Raw genomic sequence first — 20,291 nt, 5'->3', positions numbered from 1 at the left:
CAGTAAGGCTCCCCCCACGGCCACCGCCACGACCGCCGATAACCCGCGAAACACCGAGCGACGCATACGAACGCACCATTCCTGACCGAAGCGAAGGAGATCCGATTGACCCGATCCGCCGACCAGTACGGGTCACGCCCCGCCCCCGGTTCCCCGTCCGCGAGCGCCACCACGCCCCGACCTCACTCGCATCGCGTTCAAGCCGGAGGAGATCGCCACCAGGATCTGTGGAAGCCGCTCGCTTCAGGGGAGCGGAGGCCATGATGGGAGAGGTGCAACCTGAAGACCGCGTGGAGCTTCGCTTCCACGCAGGCGCCCGGAGCGCCCGCACCCATGAGAACCTTTCCGCGATCCGTCAGGACGGGGCGTACCTGTGGATCGCGGGTGACGAGACCGCGACGATCGAGCGGCTGACGTCACGCGACGGCGTCTTCGACGACCAGCGCACCTTCCACCTGGCGGACTTCGTGGACATGCCGGCCGGGCGGGAGGCGGAGGCGGACATCGAGGGGCTGGCCAGGAGCGGCGACTGGCTCTGGGCGGTCGGCTCGCACAGTCTCAAGCGCAGGCGGGTGAAGACCGGCCAGTCCCCCGACAAAGCCCGCAGGCGGCTGGCCACGGTGGTCCGCGAGGAGAACCGGTTCGTGCTGGTACGCCTGCCGCTTCGCCACGGCGAACCGGTCCGCGAGGACGGGCCGCGCAGGGCCGCCGTGCTCTCCGGCCACGACAACCTCGCCGGCATGCTCTCCGTCGATCCCCACCTGGCGCCGTTCCTGCACCTGCCCGGCAAGGACAACGGCCTGGACGTCGAAGGCATCGCCGTCCACACCGACGAACACGGCGACCGCCTCTACGTCGGCCTCCGCGGACCGGTACTGCGCGGCTGGGCCGTCCTGCTGGAGATCAGCCCCGTCCCCCGTCCGCGCGACCCGTCCAGACTCCACCTCGCCGAGCCGTACCGAAAGCATTTCCTCGACCTGGACGGCCTGGGCATCCGCGATCTCTGCCCGTACGGCGACGACCTCCTCATCCTCACCGGCCCCAGCATGTCCCTCGACGGCCCGGTCCGGGTGGTCCGCTGGCGACCGTCCTCCACCGGCGACGTCGTCACCGCCGGCGACCTGGAACTCGTCACGGAGCTCCCCCACGGCCGGGGCGACGACCACCCGGAGGGCCTCGCCGTCCTGGCCGACGGACGCCTGATCGTGGTCTACGACAGCCCTTCCCCAGCCAGACGCACGACCGAGGGCGTCTACGCCGACCTCATTCGCCTCGACTGAAGCGAACTTTATTGCACTTTTACCTAAGCGTTATAATTTAGAGCGATGGAGCACGTGCCGCAGGAGGCTGGTGCGGCCGGGGGTCAGAGAGCCGTGGCCGGTAAGGCGCGGTGGTTCATCGCAGCAGGCGGCGTGCTCGTCGTCGTGGCGGTGCTGGCGTACTGGCTCGGGAGCGGCGGCGGGAACGGCGGGAAGGCCGCGCCCACGCCGAGCCCGACGCCGACGCCGAGTGCGGTGCTCACGACGGCCGAGGTCTTCACCAGGGTCAGTCCGTCGGTGGTGGTCGTCAGGGCCGGGCGGTCGCTCGGAACCGGGGTGGTCGCGGCAGAGGACGGGACGATCCTGACGGCGCTTCACGTCGTCAAAGACACTGAGGACGTCACCGTGACGTTCTCCGACGGCACCAAGGCGAAGGCTGTCGTCGCGGCGTCGGACCCCCGGCACGACATCGCGACGCTCATGCCGGCGAAGTTGCCGGAGATCCTCGTCCCGGCGACGCTCGGCGGCGGGGCGGCCGTCGGCGCGCCCGTCGTGGCGATCGGCAATCCGCTCGGCCTGACCTACAGCGTCTCCACCGGCGTCGTGTCGGGCCTGCACCGGGCCGTCGAGGACAGCGACCTGAGCGGGCTCATCCAGTTCGACGCCTCCGTCAACCCGGGCAGCTCCGGCGGTCCTCTGCTGAACGCCCGCGGCCTGGTCATCGGGATCGTCGTCGCGATCGCCGACCCCGGAGGCGACGAGGCGTTCGCCGGCATCGCGTTCGCGGTGCCGATCGGCGTGGCCCTGGGCGGCGGCGACGGCGACGGCCCACCGGGCGAGGGGCCCCAGATCTGACCGGAGCGGCACGTGAGGAACAGCATGACGTCGACCAAGTCTCCCGACCCGGCCCACCCGCTCGAACACGTGCTGTTCGAGGTCAAACGCACCATCGTCGGGCAGGACATCCTGCTGGAACGCATGGCGGTCGCGCTGATCGCCGACGGCCACCTGCTCGTCGAGGGCGTGCCGGGCCTGGCCAAGACGCTCGCGGTGCGGTCCCTGGCCGCCGCGATCGCCGGGAGTTTCCAGCGTGTCCAGTTCACCCCCGACCTGGTGCCCGCCGACCTCGTGGGCACGCGGGTCTACCACCAGCACTCCGGGGAGTTCCGCACCGAGCTCGGCCCGGTGTTCGCGAACCTGCTGCTCGCCGACGAGATCAACCGCGCCCCGGCCAAGGTGCAGAGCGCCCTGCTGGAGGTGATGCAGGAGCACCAGGTGACGATCGGCCGTGAGACGTTCCGGGTGCCCGAGCCGTTCCTGGTCATGGCGACGGAGAACCCGATCGAGTCGGAGGGCACCTACCCGTTGCCGGAGGCGCAGGTCGACCGCTTCATGATGAAGGTCGTCGTCGACTACCCGACACAGGCCGAGGAGCACGCGATCGTCGGCCGGGCACTGCGCCCGCCGGAGCCGCCGCAGCCGATGGTGACGGCCGAGGAGCTGATCGCGATGCGGGCCCGTGCCCACGAGGTGTACGTCGATCCGGCGATCGTCGACTACGCGGTACGGCTGGTCGGCGTGACGCGCTCCCCGGCGACGGCCGGCCTCGGCGACCTGGAACGGTACGTCACGTACGGGGCGAGCCCGCGGGCGTCGATCGCGCTCGTGACGGGCGCCCGGGCGCTGGCCTTCCTGCGCGGCCGCGACTACGTCCTGCCGCACGACCTGGCCGAGCTGGCGCTCGACGTGCTGCGCCACCGCCTCGTGCTGTCCTACGAGGCCCTCGCGGACGACGTCGACGCGGACACGATCATCACCAGGGTGCTGCGGGCCGTCCGGGCACCCGACGTCGTCCTGCAGAACCGCTGAGCCCATGGCCACCGCCACAGAGAAGCTTCTGATCCGCCTGGAGTGGAAGGTCGTCCGCAGGCTCGACGGCAGGCTCCAGGGCGGCCACCGCACCGCGCACCGCGGCGCCGGCATCGACTTCACCGGGCTGCGCCCCTACACCGACGGCGACGACGCCCGCCACATCGACTGGAACGTGACCGCACGGCTGGACGAACCGCACCTGCGGCTGTTCACCGAGGACCGCGAACTGACGGTGTGGCTCGTGCTCGACCGTTCGGCGTCGATGGCGGCGGGCCGCCCCGGACGCGGCAAGCACGACGTGCTCGCCGAGCTCGCGCTCGTCCTCGCCCGCATGTTCGGCCGCGGCGGCAACCGCGTCGGCGCCCTGCTGTTCGACACCGGCACGCTACGCGTCGTCCCGCCCGGCACCACCCGGCGGCACGCCCTGCGGATCGGCGCAGAACTGGACCGCACTTCCGAGGCCCGCGGCGGCGCCACCACCGACCTGGCGGAGATGCTCGACGCGGCCGGCCGTCTCGCCCGCCGCCGCGCGCTCATCGTCGTCCTGTCGGACTTCATCGGCGACGGCGACTGGGAACGCTCACTCCAGCGCCTGACCCGGCGCCACGAGGTCGTCGCCCTGCGCATCGTGGACACCGCCGACGACGTGCTCCCCGAAGCCGGCCTGATCGTCGTCGAGGACGCCGAGACCGGCGAGCAGCTCGTCGTCGACTCCACCGACCCGCTGCTCCGTGTCCGCTTCCGCGCCGCCGTGGACGCCCGCGACGCCCGCCTCGCGGCAGGCATGCGCCGCGCCGGAGTACCCGTCCACCACATCGACACCGACCGCGACCTGGCCGAGGCACTCGTCGAGGTCGTCGCCCGGACCCGGAACCGGCCGGCATGACCGGGCGTGCCGGGGTCGTCCTGGTCGTGAGCCCCGCGAAGGAGGCCGCATGACCCTGTCCTCCCCGCTGCTGCTGGCCGCCGGACTGCTCCTCACGGCGGCGCTCGCCTGGGCGGCCGTCGCGTCGGCACGCCGCCGTACGGCCGCGCTCGCCGCGGCCGGCGTCGTCGTGCCGGGCGCCCGCCGGGCACAGCTCGGCACCGGCCTGACCATCGCCGGCGTGGCGGTGCTCGCGATCGCCACCGCCGGACCGGCCGCCATGGTGCCCGTACCGCGGACCGCGGGCACCGTCGTCCTCGCCATCGACGTCTCCAACAGCATGGGCGCCGACGACGTCGCGCCCACCCGCCTGGCCGCCGCACAACGAGCGGCCCGCGCGTTCGTGGCGGCGCAGCCCGACAGCGTCGACATCGGAGTCGTCGCGTTCGAACGGGGCGCGCTCACCACCGCACGCCCCGACGCCGACCACTCCGTCGCCCTCGCGGCCATCAACCGCCTGAAGCTCACCGGCGGCACCTCGCTGAGGACGGCCATCATGGCCTCACTGTCGGCGATCACCGGCAAGCCGGTGGCCCTCGGCCGCGACGACACCGCACCCGACATCGGCTACTGGCCCTCAGCGACGATCGTCATGTTCTCCGACGGCCAGAACCAGGGCGGTGACGTCGAACCGGCCGCCACGGCGGCCCAGCGTGCAGGCGTCCACATCCACACCGTAGGCGTCGGCACCGAAGCCGGCGCGACGGTGAAGGTCGACGGCTACCACCTGCAGACCTCCCTCGAGAAAGACACCCTCACCTTGATCGCGCGCACCACCGGCGGCGCCTACCACCCCGCCTCGGACGCCGCGCGCCTCGACGGCATCGCCGACACCATCGACCTGCGGCTCACCGTCTCCGACAAGCCACTCCCCCTCGCCGGCGCCCTGATCGGCCTCGCCTTGGCACTGTTCACCGCAGGAGCCGCGCTCACCGTGCTCCGGTCCGGACGGGTGATCTGAATGTCCTTCTCATGGCCGTGGGCCCTGCTGTCGATCCTGGTCATCCCCCTGATCTTCGCCATCCGCGAATGGTCACGCCGCCGCCGCAAGCGAGCCGCCGTCCGCGTCACCTCGATCGCCCTCGTACGCACCGCCCTCCCCGCCCGCACGCACTGGACCCGCAAGATCCCCGCCGCCCTGCTCGTCACCGCCCTGGCCCTGCTGGCGATCGGCGCCGCCCGCCCCCAAGCCTCGGTACCCGTCCCGAGAACGTCGTCGACCATCCTGCTCGCCCTGGACACCTCCGGCTCCATGTGCTCCACAGACGTCGACCCCAACCGCATCACCGCCGCCAAGAAAGCCGCCGCCGACTTCATAGAGTCCCAACGAGGCGGCCCCCGCATCGGCCTCGTCACCTTCGCCGGCACCGCGGGCCTCCTCGTCCCCCCCACCGACGACACCGACTCCCTGATCAAGGCCCTGGAGAACCTCACCGTCTCCCGCGGCACCGCCATCGGCCAGGCGATGCTCACCTCGCTCGACGCCATCGCCGAAGTCGACCCGACGGTGCCCCCCACCGGCGCGACCCCCGCCCCCGGCGACAGCGGCTACGCCGGCGCCGCCATCATCGTCCTCACCGACGGCGCCAACACCCAAGGCGTGGAACCCCAGACCGCCGCGCGCGAGGCCGCTCTCCGCCGGGTCCGCGTCTTCCCCATCGGCTTCGGCACCACGAACCCCGCCCCCATGGTCTGCGACAACTCCCAGTTCGACGGCTACGGCGGCTTCGGCGGCTACGGCCGCGGCGGCTTCGACCGAGGCCGCAACGTCCGCCTGATCGACGAACCCACCCTGCGGCAGATAGCCAAGACCACCGGCGGCTCCTACCACCGCGCCGAGAACGCCGCCCAACTCCACACCGCCCTCAACGCCCTCCCCAGCACCTTCACCGTCATCCACACCAAGGTCGACACAGCCCCCGCCTTCGCCGCCACCGCCGCCCTCCTGATCACCACAGCCCTGTCCCTCACCCTCTGGTGGAACCGCCCCCGCGCCCCGGCCCGCCGGCAGCACCCGTAGCCGCCCGCACGGACCGGCACGGAAAAGCCTGCCGAAGGGATAAGTAAAAGGCGACCCCGGTTCTCTGTTCATGAAGTGCGATTGACATCGCCGGCTCCTCTCGACAAAGCTGTGCGGGAAGCGGAACAGATCGGCACGGATTAGGCAGGTGCGTGCATGACGTCATTCTCGCGGTCATTCAATCCCTTGGTTCTGGCCAGACGGCTTCAGGCGAAGTTCCGATGGTGGAAGAAGAAACGCAGGCTCATCCGGCGCGATCCGTTTCTGTACAAGTAGTGGGACGCGGGAGCAGCCGAACGATGATTGTCTGGGGTGTCTCCGCTCTCTCTCACGATGCCGCCGTAGCCGTGATATCCGGCGATCGTGTCGTTTTCGCCTCCCATTCGGAACGCTATTCCCGGCGCAAGAACGACGCCGAGCTGCATCCGGGCCTCATCGCGGACGCGCTTCGGTACGGCGAGCCGTCCACCGTCGTCTGGTACGAACGTCCGCTCGCCAAGAAGCTCCGCCACCTCCGCGCCGGCCAGTACAACTTCTTGCTGGACACGTCCGACCTCCCGCGGCGGTATCTGCGGCGCGCAGGACTTCCACCGACCTACCAGTTCAAAATCGTCGGCCACCACATGTCGCACGCGGCGGCCGGTTACTTCACCAGTGGCTTCGACGAGGCGTGTGTCATAACGGTCGACGCGATCGGTGAATGGGACTGCATGACGGTCGGGACATTCGGGCCCGGCGGTTATCGCCACCACCGCAGAACCCGGTACCCGCACAGTCTCGGACTGCTGTACAGCGCGTTCACACGCCGCTGCGGCTTCAAGCCGAACGAGGAGGAGTTCATCCTCATGGGCCTGGCCGGGTTCGGGAAACCTCGGCACGTCGACTCGATCTACGACGAGCTCGTCGAGCGCACGGACGGTGGTTACCGGCTGAAGCGGAACGTGCACCGCGGTATCGACGACTGGCTGCCGGGTGCGGCTCCGGAAGACCTGGCCGCGAGCATCCAGGCGGTGACCGAGGACATCCTCATCGACATCGCTCGCTGGGGACGGCAGGTGTCGGGAAGCGGCAACCTGGTCCTGATGGGAGGTGTGGCCCTCAACTGCGTGGCCAACTCCCGCGTCGCGCGAGAATCCGGGTTCGAGCGTGTATCGATCTTCCCGAATCCCGGTGACGCGGGATCGAGCCTCGGTGCCGCGGCCGCCTTCGTCGGCAGGCCCCTCCGCTGGGACGGGCCGTATCTCGGCGCCTCGATCGACCGGCCGTACGACCGTCAAGGGATTCTCCGATGCCTGCTCGCCGGGGAGGTGGTGGGTGTCGCCAACGGGCGGGCGGAGTTCGGCCCCCGCGCGCTGGGCAACAGGTCCGTGCTGTGCGATCCCCGAGGGGCGGACGTGAAGGACAAGGTCAACGGGGTCAAGGGCAGAGAGCCGTTCCGTCCGTTCGCCCCTGCCGTGCTGGAGGAACACGCGGATCGATACTTCGACATGCCCGTGCGCCGGTCACCGTACATGCAGTTCGTGGCGCCGTGCCGCCGGCCGGACCTGTTCCCTGCCATCACGCACGTGGACGGCACGAGCCGGGTGCAGACCGTGGCGCGCTCGGACCATCCCGAGTTCTACGACCTGATCCATGAGTTCTATCGGAGGACGGGGTGCCCGATGCTTCTGAACACGAGCCTGAACAAGAAGGGCGAGCCGCTGGTCAATTCCTGGGAGGACGCTCTCAACTTCGGCGCGGCCACGGGGGTGAAGGTCTTCTGATGGCGACGGGGCCTTCCATCAAACTCCTGGTGGTCAACGGCTGCAGCATGACCTACGGCGATGAACTCCCCGATCGGATGGAAAGCGTCTGGGGCGCGCTGCTCGCACGCCGGCTCGGTGCCGGATTCGTCAACATGGGAGCCTGCGCGGGAAGCAACCACCGCATGATGCGGCTCACCGTCGAGCGCCTCGGTCACTACGCGGCCGAGTACGGCGCGCGTCCCGACGAGGTCCTCTTCCTGGGGATGTGGACGAGCATCAATCGTTTCGAGGTGTTCACCGACAAGCCGGATCCCCGGGGCGGGCTCCCGGACATCCCCGACTCGGGGTGGCGCCGGATCCATCCGACATACATCGACCGGCGCGACTCCAGGTCGATCGCCTGGTATCGGGAGCTGCAGCACGACGGCGGAGACCGGTCGGAGTTCCTGCTCCAATGGGTTCTGCTGGACGCCTGGCTCTCCCGGAGTGGATACCGGTACGGCCTCTTGTGGGCCTACGAGCCGGATCCGACGATATTCGAGGAACTGCGCCAGTACAGCGATCAGATCGATCTGTCACGGGTGATCGGATCGAACCGGTTCCCTTGCGGAGGCCCGTCGCTCTATTCCATCGGGAAGGCGCTCGAAGACCTCGGTCCCGACGGCCACCCGCTGGCGCGATCACAGAAGGTTTATGTGGATGAACACCTCCACGACTGGGTGCGCGGCCTCCTGGAGCGGACATCCTCCTGACTGCCGCCCGGCCGTTCAACCGGGCATATGTCCCCAGTTGAACGCGGTACGGCGTCCCGTGGTCAGAGCGCCGGCACGCCGAGATCGAGCTGCCATCCCTCGCACCGCTCCACCGGCCGGAACCCGAGGCGCTCGTTGATCGCGATCATCGGCCGGTTGTCCTCGGCGTTGCAGGTGTCCACACGGGAGACGTGGGGGCATGCCGCTCGGAGCGCGCGGAGGTTCGCCACCTTGAGGGCGAGCCCTATCCGGCGACCGCGGTGCGTGGGGAGTACGAGCGTGTCCCATTGGGAGGCCCAACCGCTCTCCCGGGACGCGACGATCACGGTGTGCCCGGCCAGGCGGCCGTCCGGGGCGATCGCGACCGTCACGCACGACGTGCGTCCCTGCTCGGCGAAGCGGGCTTCCTCGTCACGCAGCCGGTCGACGCCCCAGCGCTCCTGCTCGTAGTCGAGGTCGCCTGTGGGCGCCTCCGTCATGAGCCTGCCGCGCAGGGCGGCGTACTGCCCGGCGAACTCCTCCGGACAGGGACCCACCCAGCCGGTGATCGTGTAGCCGGGCACGGCAGCCCGCTCGGCGCCGGCACCCTCGTGCAGAGGCAGGCGGAGGACCCGGCGTGTCTCGGTGTTGCGCCGGGTGAACCCGTGCCGCGACGCGAATCCGGTACCGGGGGTCGCGTTCCCGGTCAGCGGCAGGTCGATCTCGGTCAGCAGGCTCGTACGACGCTCGGCCTCGGCGATCTCCCGCAGCCGGCGGTACAGGGCGCTCCCCGCGCCGCGGCCCCGGAACTCGGGGCGTACGGCGATGGTGAACGTCAGCAACCGGGGATTGTCGTGGGCGGGCAGCGACACCCGTGCCGCGCCGATCGGACCGTCCGGATGCGAAGCCAGAAAAGCCCGATGTTCGGCATATGGAGTGGGCCGCCGGAGCTCGACCCGTGATTCTTCATAGGAGTACAGCGGCGGGTCGGGCCGGCCCGCCGCCAGCCCCGCGGTGAACGTGTCGTACCAGGCGGGGAATTTCTCGTCGTCGCTCGGATCGACGGTGATGACGTTTATGTTCATACCTTATGCCGTCTTATGAGAACTGATATTCCTAGCGTAATTCTGCGGTCGCGCGAGTTTCAACCGGATGGAGAGCCAAGTGGAAGGTTCACGGAAAATCAGAACGGTGACGGCGGAGTTCGCCGCCGGACCGGACAAAGAGGGGCCGGTCACGTTCGGGCAGCTCAACATGCTGGAGTGGATCACCGCGAACAGCGATCATCCGGACACGGTCCTGCGCTGGACGTTCCCCCTTCCGGCAGGAGTCACGGCCGCCGATGTCGCCCGCGCGTTCGCGCTGCTGGCCCGGCGGCATGAGATCCTGCGCACCACGTATCCGGCCGGCTCTCCCCCGCGGCAGCGAGTCCGGGGCAGCGGCGAGGTGCCCGTCGAGGTCCACACCGTCGATGGGCCGGTGGACGCCGAGGCCGCCGCCGGCATGTTGCGTACGCGGATCAGCGGGCACGCCTTCGACCTGGAGAAAGAGCCGCCGCTGCGCGTCACGGTCGCCGAGCACGACGGCCAGGCGGTCGCCTGCGTGGCCGCCTTCTCCCACGTGGCCGTCGACCTGAGGGCGATGCTGATCCTGGACGCGGAGTTCCGATCGGCGCTCGCCGGAGCGCCGGCCGGGCGAACCCCGCATCAACCACTTGACCAAGTGGCTGACGAGCAGCATGGAGAGGGCCGGCGCAAGGCACTGGCGAGTCTGGAACGCTGGGAGCGGCTCCTGCGCGCGATGCCGTCGGGCGTCTACGCGGGGACGGGCCGGCCGGTGTCCGCGGAGTTGCGTTCGCCCGCCGCCGCGGCGGCGCTGCGCGCCGCCGCCGAGCGCGCCAAGGCCGGCAGGACGAGCGTCGTCCTGGCCGCTCTGTGTGCCTGCCACTCCCGGTACGCCGGCCGGCCCCGCTGCGTGCTCACCACGCTCGCCGGCAACCGGGTCGACCTGCGCACGTCCGGCTACGTCGGCCCGCTCGTACAGACCGGCGCGATCGCGGTGGACACCCGCGGGGCGACCTTCGACGAGTTGTGTCACCGTGCGTGGCACGCCTTGCTGGAGGCCGAAGCCCATGGCCTCTACGATCCGCTCCGGCTGCGGGAGATCGCGGACAGGATCGAGCACGAACGCGGCATGCTGCTGAACTTCGAGCCGTTCTTCAACGGCATGCTCGACGAGACCTCGCCGCCGGGCGGGCACCGGCCGCCCGGCGCCGGTGCTCCGCCGGAGAGCCGCTTGGTCTGGACCGGGATGGGGGAAGGCACCGCGCCGGTCAGGTTCGACCTCACCGAGGCGGACGCCGAGTTGCGGCTGCACCTGTGGAGCGCCGGCCCCGCGCCGCTGTCCCGCGACCAGGTGGCGGCCTTCCTGCACGCCGTCGAGGCCCTCATCGTCGCGGCCGGGCGAGAGGACCTGACTCCGGAGCGCATGGCCGAGATCGCGGGCCCGCCTCTGGTACGGCGTGACGCGGGCTGGACGCGGATCGGCCCGTCCTGGGTGGACACCGTGCGCGTTCAGGCGATGCTCGACGCCGCGCTGCCCGGCCTCGGGCAGGTCTTCACCCGCGCGCGGGGCCGTGAGCTGGTGGCGTATCTGAAGGCGACGGAGGACATCCGCGGTCCCGAGGCCGCCCACACCCGGTGCATGGCCGAGCTCCCCGGCCGGGCGGCCACGATGACGCCGTCCTATTACGTGCTTTTCGACCGGCTCCCCGCTGATCCTCGCGATCTTCATGAATGGGAGAAGGGCGAGGTCCGCGCCGAAGGAACAGGCCGCTAGCGACACCGCCTGTCCACGCACGTCAGCCGCGTGTCCGGCGCTCGATGTCGGCCGACAACTCCGCCAGAGGCCAGCTCATCGACAGCGCGCCGATGTCCAGCCGTGTGCCGAGCGCGTCGGAAAGTTCATGGTGCAGCCGGATCAATTGCAAGGAGGACATGCCGAGGTCGAACAGGCAGGCGTCCGCGGGGATCCGTGCGTGGCCCAGCACCCGCTCCACGGCACGGCGCACCACCGTGACGACGTCGTCGTGCTGCTCGCCGGTCGCGGCGAGGGAGCCGGCGAGCAGTGCGGCGACGTCGCTCTTCCTGACCTTGCCGTTGCGCGTCCGCGGCAGCTCGTCCACCACCGCGATCTTGCCGGGCACCTTGAAGGACGGCAGCCGCTCCGCCGCGTAAGCGCGCAGGTCATCGGCACGCACCTGCTGTCCCGCCTGCACCACCAGGGCCAGTTCCTCGCCGAGAACCGCGTCGTCCACCGGGAAGGCGGCCGCCTCCACCACGCCCGGGTAGTCCTCGAAGATCCGCTCGACCTCGGAGCAGGCGACCTTACGCCCGCTCAGATTGACGAAGTCGCGGGTCCTGCCCACGAGGTGCAGGAACCCCTCCTCGTCCACGTAGCCCACGTCGGGCATCCTCACCCAACGCCCCCTGAACGTCGACATGGTGGCCGAGGGATCGCCGACGTAGGAACGTACGGCGGCGCCGGGCGGCACACGCAGTTCCACGACGCCGATGCCGTTCGGCGCCAGAGGCATGCCCTGCTCGTCGACGACGCGCACCTGCTCGCCGTCCCCCGCGCGGCCCACGACGTCGGGCGGCATGCCGGGGACGTACTCGATCGCCGTGCCCGCCGCGCCGGACTCGGTGCTGGAGTACTCGATCCAGATCTCGGCGCCGGGAAAAAGCTTCCGGACGCGCTCCAGGACCGGCGCCGGGCAGCGTGCCGTTCCCATGGTGACCCGACGCACCGACCCCGCCGCCGTCTCGTGGGGCAGAGTCAGCAGCAGTCCGGCCATGGCCGGCACCAGGGCCAGCTCGGTGACCTGGTGGTCCTCGATGAGGTCGGCGGTCAGCCGCGGGTCCAGCCGGGGAGCCGTGACGACCCGCATCCCGCACAGCAGCGGGGCGAGCGCCGCCCACTGCCCCGCGGCCGTCGAAAGCTGATAAGCGTGCAACACCGTCTCACAGGCCTCGGCCGAGGTGTCGGCGGTCAGTTCCGCCCAGCGCGCCGCCGCCACCCCCGCCAGGTCCTCATGGGTGATCGCCACCGCTTTCGGCGTCCCGGTGGTGCCGGAGGTGAACACCACCGACGCCACGTCGCCGGGCACGGCCACCGACGGCGAGGGCACGGCGTCGCCCGGCTCCGCGAGGCGGTCCACCGGCACGATCGGCCACGGAAGGCGACCCCCGGCCTCCACCGTGACGGCGGGCTCCACTGGACTTTCCGCTTCCGCCGTGACGACGAGGCCGGGTGGACAGGCCGCCGTGAGCTCGCTCAACCCGTCCGCCGTCTCGTCCGCGGGGAGCAGGACGGTGGTCGCGCCGAGCCGGTGCGCGGCCGTCAGGCACACCGCGAAGTCGGACATCGCCTCCCGGGGGAAGGAGAGGCCGACGGGGAAGCCCCGGCCGACGCCGCGCCGCCGCAAGCCCTCGGCGACGGCCTGGCTCATGTCCCACCACTGCCGGTAGGTCAGCACCCTCCCCCTGGCGCTCACATGGGCCACCCTGTCGGGGTGGCGGTCCGCCCACCAGCGCAGCAGCCCGTCGGTCGAACCCGGACAGCGCACTCCGATGCCCACGTCCCTCAGCCCCCTGCCGGTTCGCGGATCGTGACACTGCCGCCCGCGGTGAGGTCGTGTTCCCGCCCTCCGGCGCGCACGCGCAGATCGGGGCCGTTCAGGAGGGTGACGGTCGTCTCCGCCCCGCGCACGCCGATCCTGAGTTCACGGTCGCGGAACCGCAGAGGCACGGTGACGCCGTGCCAGGCGCGCGGCAACCGGGGCCTCAGTTCCAGTGACTCCTGGTCGAGCACGCGCACCCCGAGGAGGCCCTCGACCAGGATCTGCCAGGCGCCGGCGTAGGCGGACAGGTGCAGGCCGTTGCGGTAGTCCGCCCGCGGCAGGAAGTCCAGGTTGTAGCGGGCCGAGCGAAGGAAGAACGCGTGCGCCGTCTCCGTCCGTCCGAGCCGGGCCGCCACCACCCCGTGGGAGGCACCGCTGAGGGAGGACTCGTGCGCCGTCCGCGGCTCGTAGTAATCGAACAGGAGCCGTGTGGTCTCCTCGTCGAACAGCTCGGGCAGCAGATGCGCGAGGAGCACGAGGTCCGACTGCTTGATCAGTTTGGTCGGGAAGTCCGCGAGCCGCCCGGCCCGCTCCGCCTCATCCGCGCCGAGCCGCGCCGCCGGCCCGTCCACGGCCGGCCGGGGCGGGCAGTCGGGCAGCAGGTCGTAGCCCTCGTGCTGCGAGGGCACCCCACCCGGCAGGGGCGGGGGCAGGTGGACCGAGGCGGCGATCCGGGCCCAGTGCTCGGTCTCGGCGTCGTCCACGCCCGTGCGGCGGCGTACCTCCGCGACGACGTCCGGTGCCACGCCGGCGTCGCCGGAGACCAGCGCCAGCGCGTAACGCAGGTTCCATCGCAGCATCGCGTTGGTGAAGTGGTTGTTGTCGACGTGATAGTGGTACTCGTCAGGGCCCATCACCGACCGGGTGACGTAGCCGCCCCGCCGCTCGCACCACGTGAAGGTCGCGGCGGCGAAACGGGCGGTCTCCAGCACCAGTTCGACGCCCTTGGCGGCCATGAACGCCGCGTCCCCGGTGAGCAGGTGATACCTGTGGGTCGCGTAGGCCACGTCGGCCGAGATGTGCACGACCTCGCGGACACTCCACTCCGTGACGTCCTCCTGCGGGTAGGCGAGCACCTTGTGCGGCCCGTTCTCCCGTCCCCTGTCGTTGGCCGCTTCCGGGAACCTGGCCCCCGCGGCGCCGGTGCGCCTGGCGTACGCCCGTGCCTCGGGCAGCGTGGCGTGACGGAACTCCAGATGGGACCGGGCGACCTGAGGCGCGTTCCAGGCCCAGTAGGCGTCCTTGTGCAGCTCGGTGTCGAAGAAGGTGGCTCCCGAGTGGTAGCTGCTGGACAGTCCGCGGGCCGGAGTGATCTTCCCGGGGCGGGCGGGCAGCTCATGCTGCAGCAGGTGGAACAGGGCGAAACGCATGGCCTGCTGAGCGCGGTGGTCTCCGTCGATGTCGATGCCGTGCTCGGCCCAGCGCCGATCCCACTCGGCACGGTGCTCCTCCAGCAGCGTCCACGCGCCGGGCACCTCCGGCCCGGGCACCGGACCACACCGCCACACCAGCTCGAACGACGCCGTCCCCCCGGGTTCCGGTGCGAGCACGATCGTCTCCCCGTAGCGGTCGCGTTCCCGCAGCGGGAAGCGCCGCACCTCCGCGGGGCACCTCAAGCGGGAGCCCAGCAGGATCGATGCCCCGGTCCCGGCCAGGCGGCAGGCCAGCTCCAGTCCCCCGCCCGTCTCGCGTGCCCGCTCGACCACCACGTGCGCCATCCGCAGCCAGGGGACGGTGCCCCCGAGATAGGGGTTGCCGGTCGTGTTGTCCCAGAACAGGTCCACGGCGACGGAGGACATGCCCGGGGGCAGCTCGACCGTGCCGACCGTCACGCCGAGACCGGGTCTGGTCGCGAGCGCCGCGGTGATCGTGGCGACACGTATCCGCTCGCCGTCCGCGGTGGACAGGCTGCGGCTGACGTACGCCCATCCCTGACGCATGTCGAGCACTCGTCGCGGGCTCGGGTCGCGTCGCGGCGTCTCGTAGTCGTGCCGGACCCGCAGCCCGAGCGGATTCGGCAGATTGACGATCTCCCTGTTGACGCCGACGCCGGCGTCGTACAGGCCGGTGACGAAGAATCCCGGGTCGGCGTGCGGATCGTCCAGGTCGGCGGTGACGCGCAGACCTTGGTACCCGTCGCTCACGTGAAGCAGCGCCTCGGCGAAGGCGCTTTCTTCCGGCGCGGTCGTCTCGACGGCCAGCAGCCACCCCGGATCGGAGAGTGCGCCGGCGAGGTCGCGCACACGCGCGGGAGCAACCGCGGCGTCAGCCATCCAGATCGACCCCCATGCGGCTCATCCAGCGGACGTTGTAGTACCGGGGATCGTCGAGCGGGTCCTTCAGCCTGCCGTCGATGATCGCCGCCGCGACCTCGTCACTCGCCTGTGCCACGTCACGGGACGGGACGATCCCGAGCGTCTGCGCCAGCCTCGTCGAGGTCAGCCGGTAGGAGCGCTTGTCGTCGCTGTCCTCGGTGACGACGCTCACACCGGCGCCGAGCCGTTCCCTGACCCGTGCGGCCACCAGGCGTGCGATCTCGGCGACCGTGAGGTTCTGCCTGCCCACGTTGAGCGGCTGCCCGGACAGGCCGCCGAGGGCCGGATCGAGCACAAGCCGCTGGTAGACGTCCACAAGATCCTCGATGTGCACGTTCGGCCGGTACTGGTCGCCGCCGAACACGGTGATCGACCGGGCATGGGTGGCCTGGGCGGTGAGCAGGTTGACGGTGAGGTCCAGCCGCTGGCGGGGAGAGAGCCCGCACACGGTCGCCGCGCGGACCGCCACGGTCTCGAAGTCGTTGCCGGTGAGCGGGAACAGCAGATCCTCGCCCATGGCCTTGTACCGGTTGTAGTCGGTCAGCGGCACGAGGGGATGCCCCTCGTGCACCTCGGGTGCGTCGCTGACCCCGTAGACACTGGCTGAGGAGGCGTAGACGAACCGGCGCGCCCCGGACTCCTTGGACAGCCGCATGATGTGGTCGAGGCATTCGTAGTTGACGGAACGGCCGAGTGCGGGGTCCAGGTCGAAACTCGGGTCGTTCGCCACGGCGGCGAGGTGGACCACCACGTCGGCACCTCGCACGCAGGCACGGAAGACATCCGGGTCCCTCATGTCGCCGTGCACGACCTCCAGCCGGTCGTCCCGCAGATCCGCCAGCCCGTCGCCGAACACCTGGAGGTCCAGCACCCGGACACGGGCTCCCCGGGCGAGCAGACGCCGGGTGAGCACGGAGCCGATGTAGCCCGACCCTCCGGTGATCAGCGTCAGCGCCGGACGTAAGTGATCAGTCATCTTTCCTCCAAGCCATGAGCGTGTGCGGCACCGAGAGCGATCTCGTCCAGAGACGTGACCCGCCAGGTGAAGTCGTGGCCGCCGTCGCCGTCCTCCGAGCGGTCCACCAGGACCGAGCGCATCCCGCACCGCGCGCCGGCCAGCACACCGTGCGGGGAGTCGTCGAGCAGCAGGCAGTCGAGCGGGGAGGTGTTCCAGGCCCGCGCCACCCGCACAAGTGCCTCCGACCGCGTCGCCCCGGGATGCCGGCCGGCGGAGGCCAAGCTGTGATCCAGGCGTCCGCTCAGCCACTCGGCGCGCGGCCCGGGCAGGTGGGTGCGCAGCAGGGCTCCGGCGTTACGGGAGGCGGTGCAGAACGCCAGCGGCACGGCACGTTCCGCGGCTTCGGCGAGGAAGCGCCGGGCGTCGGGGAACAGCACGGTGCTCTCGGCCATGCTCTGGAAGATGTCCTGCTTGACGGCCGCGAGCCGATCGACCAGTTCGTCCGTCGGCGGAACGCCGGCCACTTCCAGCGCGGCCCGCGCACCGGCCGATCGGCTGCGGCCCGCGATCAATCGCTGGTAGCCGGCGGCGGTGAGCCGCTCCACACCCGCTCCGGTCACCTCCGCCAGCGCCTTCCGCCACGCGGCGAGGTGAGGCGTGTCGAGGAGGGTGCCGTCTATGTCGAGGACGACGAGGCGATGATCCGCCACCGACAGCGCAGTCACCATGGGCCCGCCGCGGCGCCGAGTGCGTGCGCGGCCCTGGTGGAGGAGTCGAAGACGTGCCCGCTCGTCGTCAGGAACGTCCCGCCCACCTCACGCAGCGCGTCGCGCTCCTCGTGCAGGCGCTTGTCGAAGCTGCCGTCGTAGTCCGCGCCCTTGATGTAGAAGTCGGGACGCAGGCGGCGGATCAGCGGTGCCGCCGTGGGCGCGTCGGTGAGCACGGCGTAGTCCACCATCTCCAGCGCCGTCACCAGGGACAGACGTGCCCGGTCCCCGAACACGGGCCTGCCCTCACCTTTGTCGATGTGCCGGGCGGCGGTGACCGACACGACGAGGACGTCGGCGCTCGCGGCGGCCTCACGCAGGTGGTGCACGTGGCCCTCGTGCAGGATGTCGAAGCAACCGTGGCACAGACCGACCGTCGCACCGATACGGCCCAGCTCCTCCCGCAGGCCGGCGAGCAGCGGAACCGGCGGATTCTTGACCTTGGCCATCTCAGAGCCCCCGCTCGCCGCGGTCCTGCCCGTTGTACGGCAGTTCGCCGAGCGCGTCGTCGAGCCGGTTCAGTGCCTCGTCCACCAGTTCGGTGGTGTGGACCGCGGAGACCGTGACCGGCTCGGGGCAGAAGGCGAGGGGAAGCAGGAAACCGTAGAGGTCGTATTTCTCCGACAGGAGAGTGAACAGCCGGGTGGCGTACTCCTTGTCGTACAACCGGCACACCTCCGCCATGTCACGCGGACGCTCGCGGGAGCCGATGTGCACCCCGACCCTGCCCCCGTAACCCTCGACGTAGGCGGGGACGTCGCGGGCGGTCAGGACTCTCCTGATGCCGTCGGCCAGGTGGTCGTTGAGCTTGTTGATCTGGTCGTGGAACCCAGGCCGGCTGACCTCGCGCAAGGCTGCGAGCGCACCCACCACCGACAGGTAGCGGCCGTTGTTGGTGCCGCTGATCTGCACGTCGCCCACGGGTGCGACGGCATCCATGTGCTCGGCCCTGCCGGCGATCCCCGCGATGGGCATCCCGCAGCCGAACGCCTTGCCGTAGCAGGCCAGATCGGGCAGCACGCCGAACCGCTCCTGCGCTCCGCCCAGTGCGACGCGGAACCCGGTGAGCACCTCATCGAAGATCAGCAGCGTGCCGTGCCGAGACGTGAGGGCCCGCAGGTGTTCCAGGAAGCCGGGCTCGGCGGCGACGCAGCCGATGTTGAGGCACACCGGCTCCAGGATGACCGCCGCGATGTCCTCACCACGCGCCGCGAACACCTGCTCGACGAGCTCAGGTGCGTTCCAGGGCAGGGGAAGTAGCAGTTCGCCCGTCTCCTCGGGCAGGCCGGGAGCTCCTGGAAGCCGTTCCAGCAGGCCGTCTCCCCCCAGCTCGGCGGGCCGGCTGGAGGTGTCCACGTTCCACAGCAACTGGTCGCCCAGTCCGTGGAAGTGCCCTTCGAACTTCACCACGAGCCGGCGCCCGGTGACGGCGCGGGCGACCCGGACGGCGTACATCGTCGCTTCGAGGCCCGAGTTGACCAGTCGCAGCCGTTCGGCGCAGGGCACCACGGCGCAGAACTCCTCCGCGAGCCGCTCATGGAGGTCGGTCTCGTACTGGTACAGGAATCCGCCCCGGAGCGCCTCCTCCAGCGCCGAGCGGATCGCCGGTGCGTCGTGCCCCAGGAAGCACGACCCCCAGCCCATGATGAAGTCAATGAGCTTGCGTCCCCGCTGGTCGTAGATGTACGGCCCCTCGGCGTTCGTCACCCGTACCGGCCCGATGCCGGTCAGCGCATTCCAGCCGGACGCCACCCCGCCGACCAGGGACGTGGTCGTGCCGTTTCGCGCACTCATCTATGTCCTCCCGTTTCGTGCCTCATTCCGGCGACCGTGGAAAGCCGGTCGTAGTACTCGTGAATCTGCTCGGCGACGTACGTGATCTGGCGCGACGTCAGGGCCGGATGCAGCGGCAGCGAGAGAATCTCCCGGCTCTGCCGCTCCGTCACGGGCAACCCGCCGTCCGCGACGAGGACACCGCCGCCCGCCGCGGCCGGCTGCTGATGGATGGGGACGGGGTAGTGCACCGCGGTCTCCACCCCCGCCGCGGCGAGGTGCGCGCGCAATCCGTCCCGGCCGGGCGTGCGGACGCAGAAACGGTGATACACGTGGGTGCGGTCGTCGCCGGACGGAGGCGGCGCGATCGGCAGCCCGGCCAGCCTTTCCCGGTAGATCGCGGCGAGTTCGCCGCGGCGCTCGTTCCAAGCGGGCAGGTGGCGCAGCTTGACGTTGAGCATGGCCGCCTGCACGGCGTCCAGCCGGGAGTTCTCGCCCCAGCGGACCACGGTGTCACGGTCGGCCAGTCCGTGGTTGCGCAGCAGCCGGAGCTCGGCCGCCAGCCCCCCGTCCTCGGTGACGACGACACCGCCGTCGCCGCAGGCGCCGAGGTTCTTCAGCGGGTGCAGGCTGAAACAGCCCGCGACGCCGAATCCGCCGACCGGCCGGCCGCCGGCGGTGGCACCGACCGCCTGGGCGCAGTCCTCCACCAGCGGCACGCCATGCTCGTCGCAGATCCGGCGCACGACGTCCACCCGGGCGGGCCAGCCGCGCAGGTGGACGGCGATCACCACGCCGGTGTCCGGGGTGATGGCCCGCCGCAGCGCCTCGGGATCGATGTTCTCGTCGTCCCCCACGTCCACCAGCAACGGCCGCAGCCCTTCGGAGACCACGGCCCCGACCGTGGCCACGAAGGTGTTGGCGACCGTGATCGCCACACTGCCGCGCGGGAGTCCGAGCCCGCGAAGGACCAGCCGGAGCGCGTCGGTCCCCGAATTCACCGCCACGGCGTGCCCGACGCGGTGAAGTCGCGCGAACCGCCGCTCGAACGTGTCCACCTCCACGCCACCGATGAACGTCCCGCTCTCCATGACAGAGGCGAGAACCGGTAGTAAGTCGGAAAGCAGGCGGCGGCCCTCGGCGTTCACATTGGCAAATGGAACTCGCACGTCATCCTCTCAACACGCAGTCGAATACGGTCGCCGCGCGAGAAAACCCCGTACGACGACGTGCCCATTCAGCGAT

Annotated in this window: 17 protein-coding genes; 9 read left to right on the top strand and 8 right to left on the bottom strand. The window is 70.7% G+C overall.

What is annotated here, in order from left to right; translation table 11 throughout:
• Nucleotides 1-272: 272 nt before the first annotated feature.
• From ABGB17_RS00520 to ABGB17_RS00485, 8 genes are all read left to right on the top strand, one after another.
• Entirely contained in the window at nucleotides 273-1,280 is a 1,008-nt protein-coding gene (locus tag ABGB17_RS00520) for a DUF3616 domain-containing protein (RefSeq protein ID WP_347625651.1), read from the top strand.
• 45 nt (nucleotides 1,281-1,325) lie between these two features.
• On the top strand, nucleotides 1,326-2,114 hold the full coding sequence (locus ABGB17_RS00515) for a trypsin-like peptidase domain-containing protein (protein WP_347625650.1): 789 nt from the start codon (nucleotides 1,326-1,328) through the stop codon (nucleotides 2,112-2,114).
• 24 nt (nucleotides 2,115-2,138) lie between these two features.
• On the top strand, nucleotides 2,139-3,128 hold the full coding sequence (locus tag ABGB17_RS00510) for a MoxR family ATPase (RefSeq protein ID WP_347625649.1): 990 nt from the start codon (nucleotides 2,139-2,141) through the stop codon (nucleotides 3,126-3,128).
• A gap of 4 nt (nucleotides 3,129-3,132) precedes the next feature.
• Complete coding sequence (locus ABGB17_RS00505; protein WP_347625648.1) at nucleotides 3,133-4,017, top strand: DUF58 domain-containing protein; 885 nt, start codon at nucleotides 3,133-3,135, stop codon at nucleotides 4,015-4,017.
• Nucleotides 4,018-4,066: 49 nt separating this feature from the next.
• Entirely contained in the window at nucleotides 4,067-5,017 is a 951-nt protein-coding gene (locus ABGB17_RS00500; protein ID WP_347625647.1) for a VWA domain-containing protein, read from the top strand.
• Nucleotides 5,018-6,076: a VWA domain-containing protein gene (locus ABGB17_RS00495; RefSeq protein WP_347625646.1), complete on the top strand. Its 1,059-nt coding sequence runs from the start codon at nucleotides 5,018-5,020 to the stop codon at nucleotides 6,074-6,076. It abuts the gene before it with no gap.
• Between the two features lie 152 nt (nucleotides 6,077-6,228).
• Nucleotides 6,229-7,839 (top strand): carbamoyltransferase C-terminal domain-containing protein, encoded by a 1,611-nt coding sequence (locus tag ABGB17_RS00490; protein WP_347625645.1) that lies wholly within the window; start codon nucleotides 6,229-6,231, stop codon nucleotides 7,837-7,839.
• The gene (locus tag ABGB17_RS00485; RefSeq protein WP_347625644.1) at nucleotides 7,839-8,573 is read left to right on the top strand and encodes a DUF6071 family protein; all 735 of its coding nucleotides are present in this window, start codon (nucleotides 7,839-7,841) and stop codon (nucleotides 8,571-8,573) included. The genes ABGB17_RS00490 and ABGB17_RS00485 overlap by 1 nt, the downstream gene beginning before the upstream one ends.
• A gap of 62 nt (nucleotides 8,574-8,635) precedes the next feature.
• On the opposite strand, the gene ABGB17_RS00480 is transcribed toward ABGB17_RS00485, so the two are convergent.
• Complete coding sequence (locus tag ABGB17_RS00480; protein ID WP_347625643.1) at nucleotides 8,636-9,637, bottom strand: GNAT family N-acetyltransferase; 1,002 nt, start codon at nucleotides 9,635-9,637, stop codon at nucleotides 8,636-8,638.
• Nucleotides 9,638-9,743: 106 nt separating this feature from the next.
• Here ABGB17_RS00480 and ABGB17_RS00475 point away from each other — a divergent pair, with 106 nt between their 5' ends.
• Complete coding sequence (locus ABGB17_RS00475; protein ID WP_347625642.1) at nucleotides 9,744-11,390, top strand: condensation domain-containing protein; 1,647 nt, start codon at nucleotides 9,744-9,746, stop codon at nucleotides 11,388-11,390.
• 22 nt (nucleotides 11,391-11,412) lie between these two features.
• On the opposite strand, the gene ABGB17_RS00470 is transcribed toward ABGB17_RS00475, so the two are convergent.
• The 7 genes from ABGB17_RS00470 to ABGB17_RS00440 are packed head-to-tail and all read right to left on the bottom strand — an operon-like array spanning nucleotide 11,413 to nucleotide 20,194.
• A complete protein-coding gene (locus ABGB17_RS00470; protein ID WP_347625641.1) occupies nucleotides 11,413-13,191 on the bottom strand; it encodes an AMP-binding protein in 1,779 nt (592 codons plus the stop codon).
• A 5-nt stretch (nucleotides 13,192-13,196) separates the two neighbouring features.
• Nucleotides 13,197-15,506 carry a glycosyl hydrolase family 65 protein gene (locus ABGB17_RS00465; protein WP_347625640.1) on the bottom strand — a complete coding sequence of 770 codons (2,310 nt, stop codon included), beginning with the start codon at nucleotides 15,504-15,506 and terminating at the stop codon, nucleotides 13,197-13,199.
• Nucleotides 15,499-16,524 carry an SDR family oxidoreductase gene (locus ABGB17_RS00460; protein WP_347625639.1) on the bottom strand — a complete coding sequence of 342 codons (1,026 nt, stop codon included), beginning with the start codon at nucleotides 16,522-16,524 and terminating at the stop codon, nucleotides 15,499-15,501. The genes ABGB17_RS00465 and ABGB17_RS00460 overlap by 8 nt, the downstream gene beginning before the upstream one ends.
• Entirely contained in the window at nucleotides 16,521-17,234 is a 714-nt protein-coding gene (locus ABGB17_RS00455; protein ID WP_347625638.1) for an HAD family phosphatase, read from the bottom strand. The genes ABGB17_RS00460 and ABGB17_RS00455 overlap by 4 nt, the downstream gene beginning before the upstream one ends.
• Entirely contained in the window at nucleotides 17,228-17,722 is a 495-nt protein-coding gene (locus ABGB17_RS00450; RefSeq protein WP_347625637.1) for an adenylyltransferase/cytidyltransferase family protein, read from the bottom strand. The genes ABGB17_RS00455 and ABGB17_RS00450 overlap by 7 nt, the downstream gene beginning before the upstream one ends.
• Before the next feature lies 1 nt (nucleotide 17,723).
• Nucleotides 17,724-19,067 (bottom strand): aminotransferase class III-fold pyridoxal phosphate-dependent enzyme, encoded by a 1,344-nt coding sequence (locus tag ABGB17_RS00445; protein ID WP_347625636.1) that lies wholly within the window; start codon nucleotides 19,065-19,067, stop codon nucleotides 17,724-17,726.
• The gene (locus tag ABGB17_RS00440; RefSeq protein WP_347625635.1) at nucleotides 19,064-20,194 is read right to left on the bottom strand and encodes a DegT/DnrJ/EryC1/StrS family aminotransferase; all 1,131 of its coding nucleotides are present in this window, start codon (nucleotides 20,192-20,194) and stop codon (nucleotides 19,064-19,066) included. Before ABGB17_RS00440 ends, ABGB17_RS00445 begins: the two co-directional genes overlap by 4 nt.
• Nucleotides 20,195-20,291 lie beyond the last annotated feature (97 nt).

Origin of the sequence: Sphaerisporangium sp. B11E5 (assembly GCF_039871875.1) — a bacterium.
Lineage (GTDB): Bacteria > Actinomycetota > Actinomycetes > Streptosporangiales > Streptosporangiaceae > Sphaerisporangium.
The sequence above is the reverse complement of the archived record's forward strand: the minus strand, read 5'-3'. Positions and strand labels throughout refer to the sequence as shown.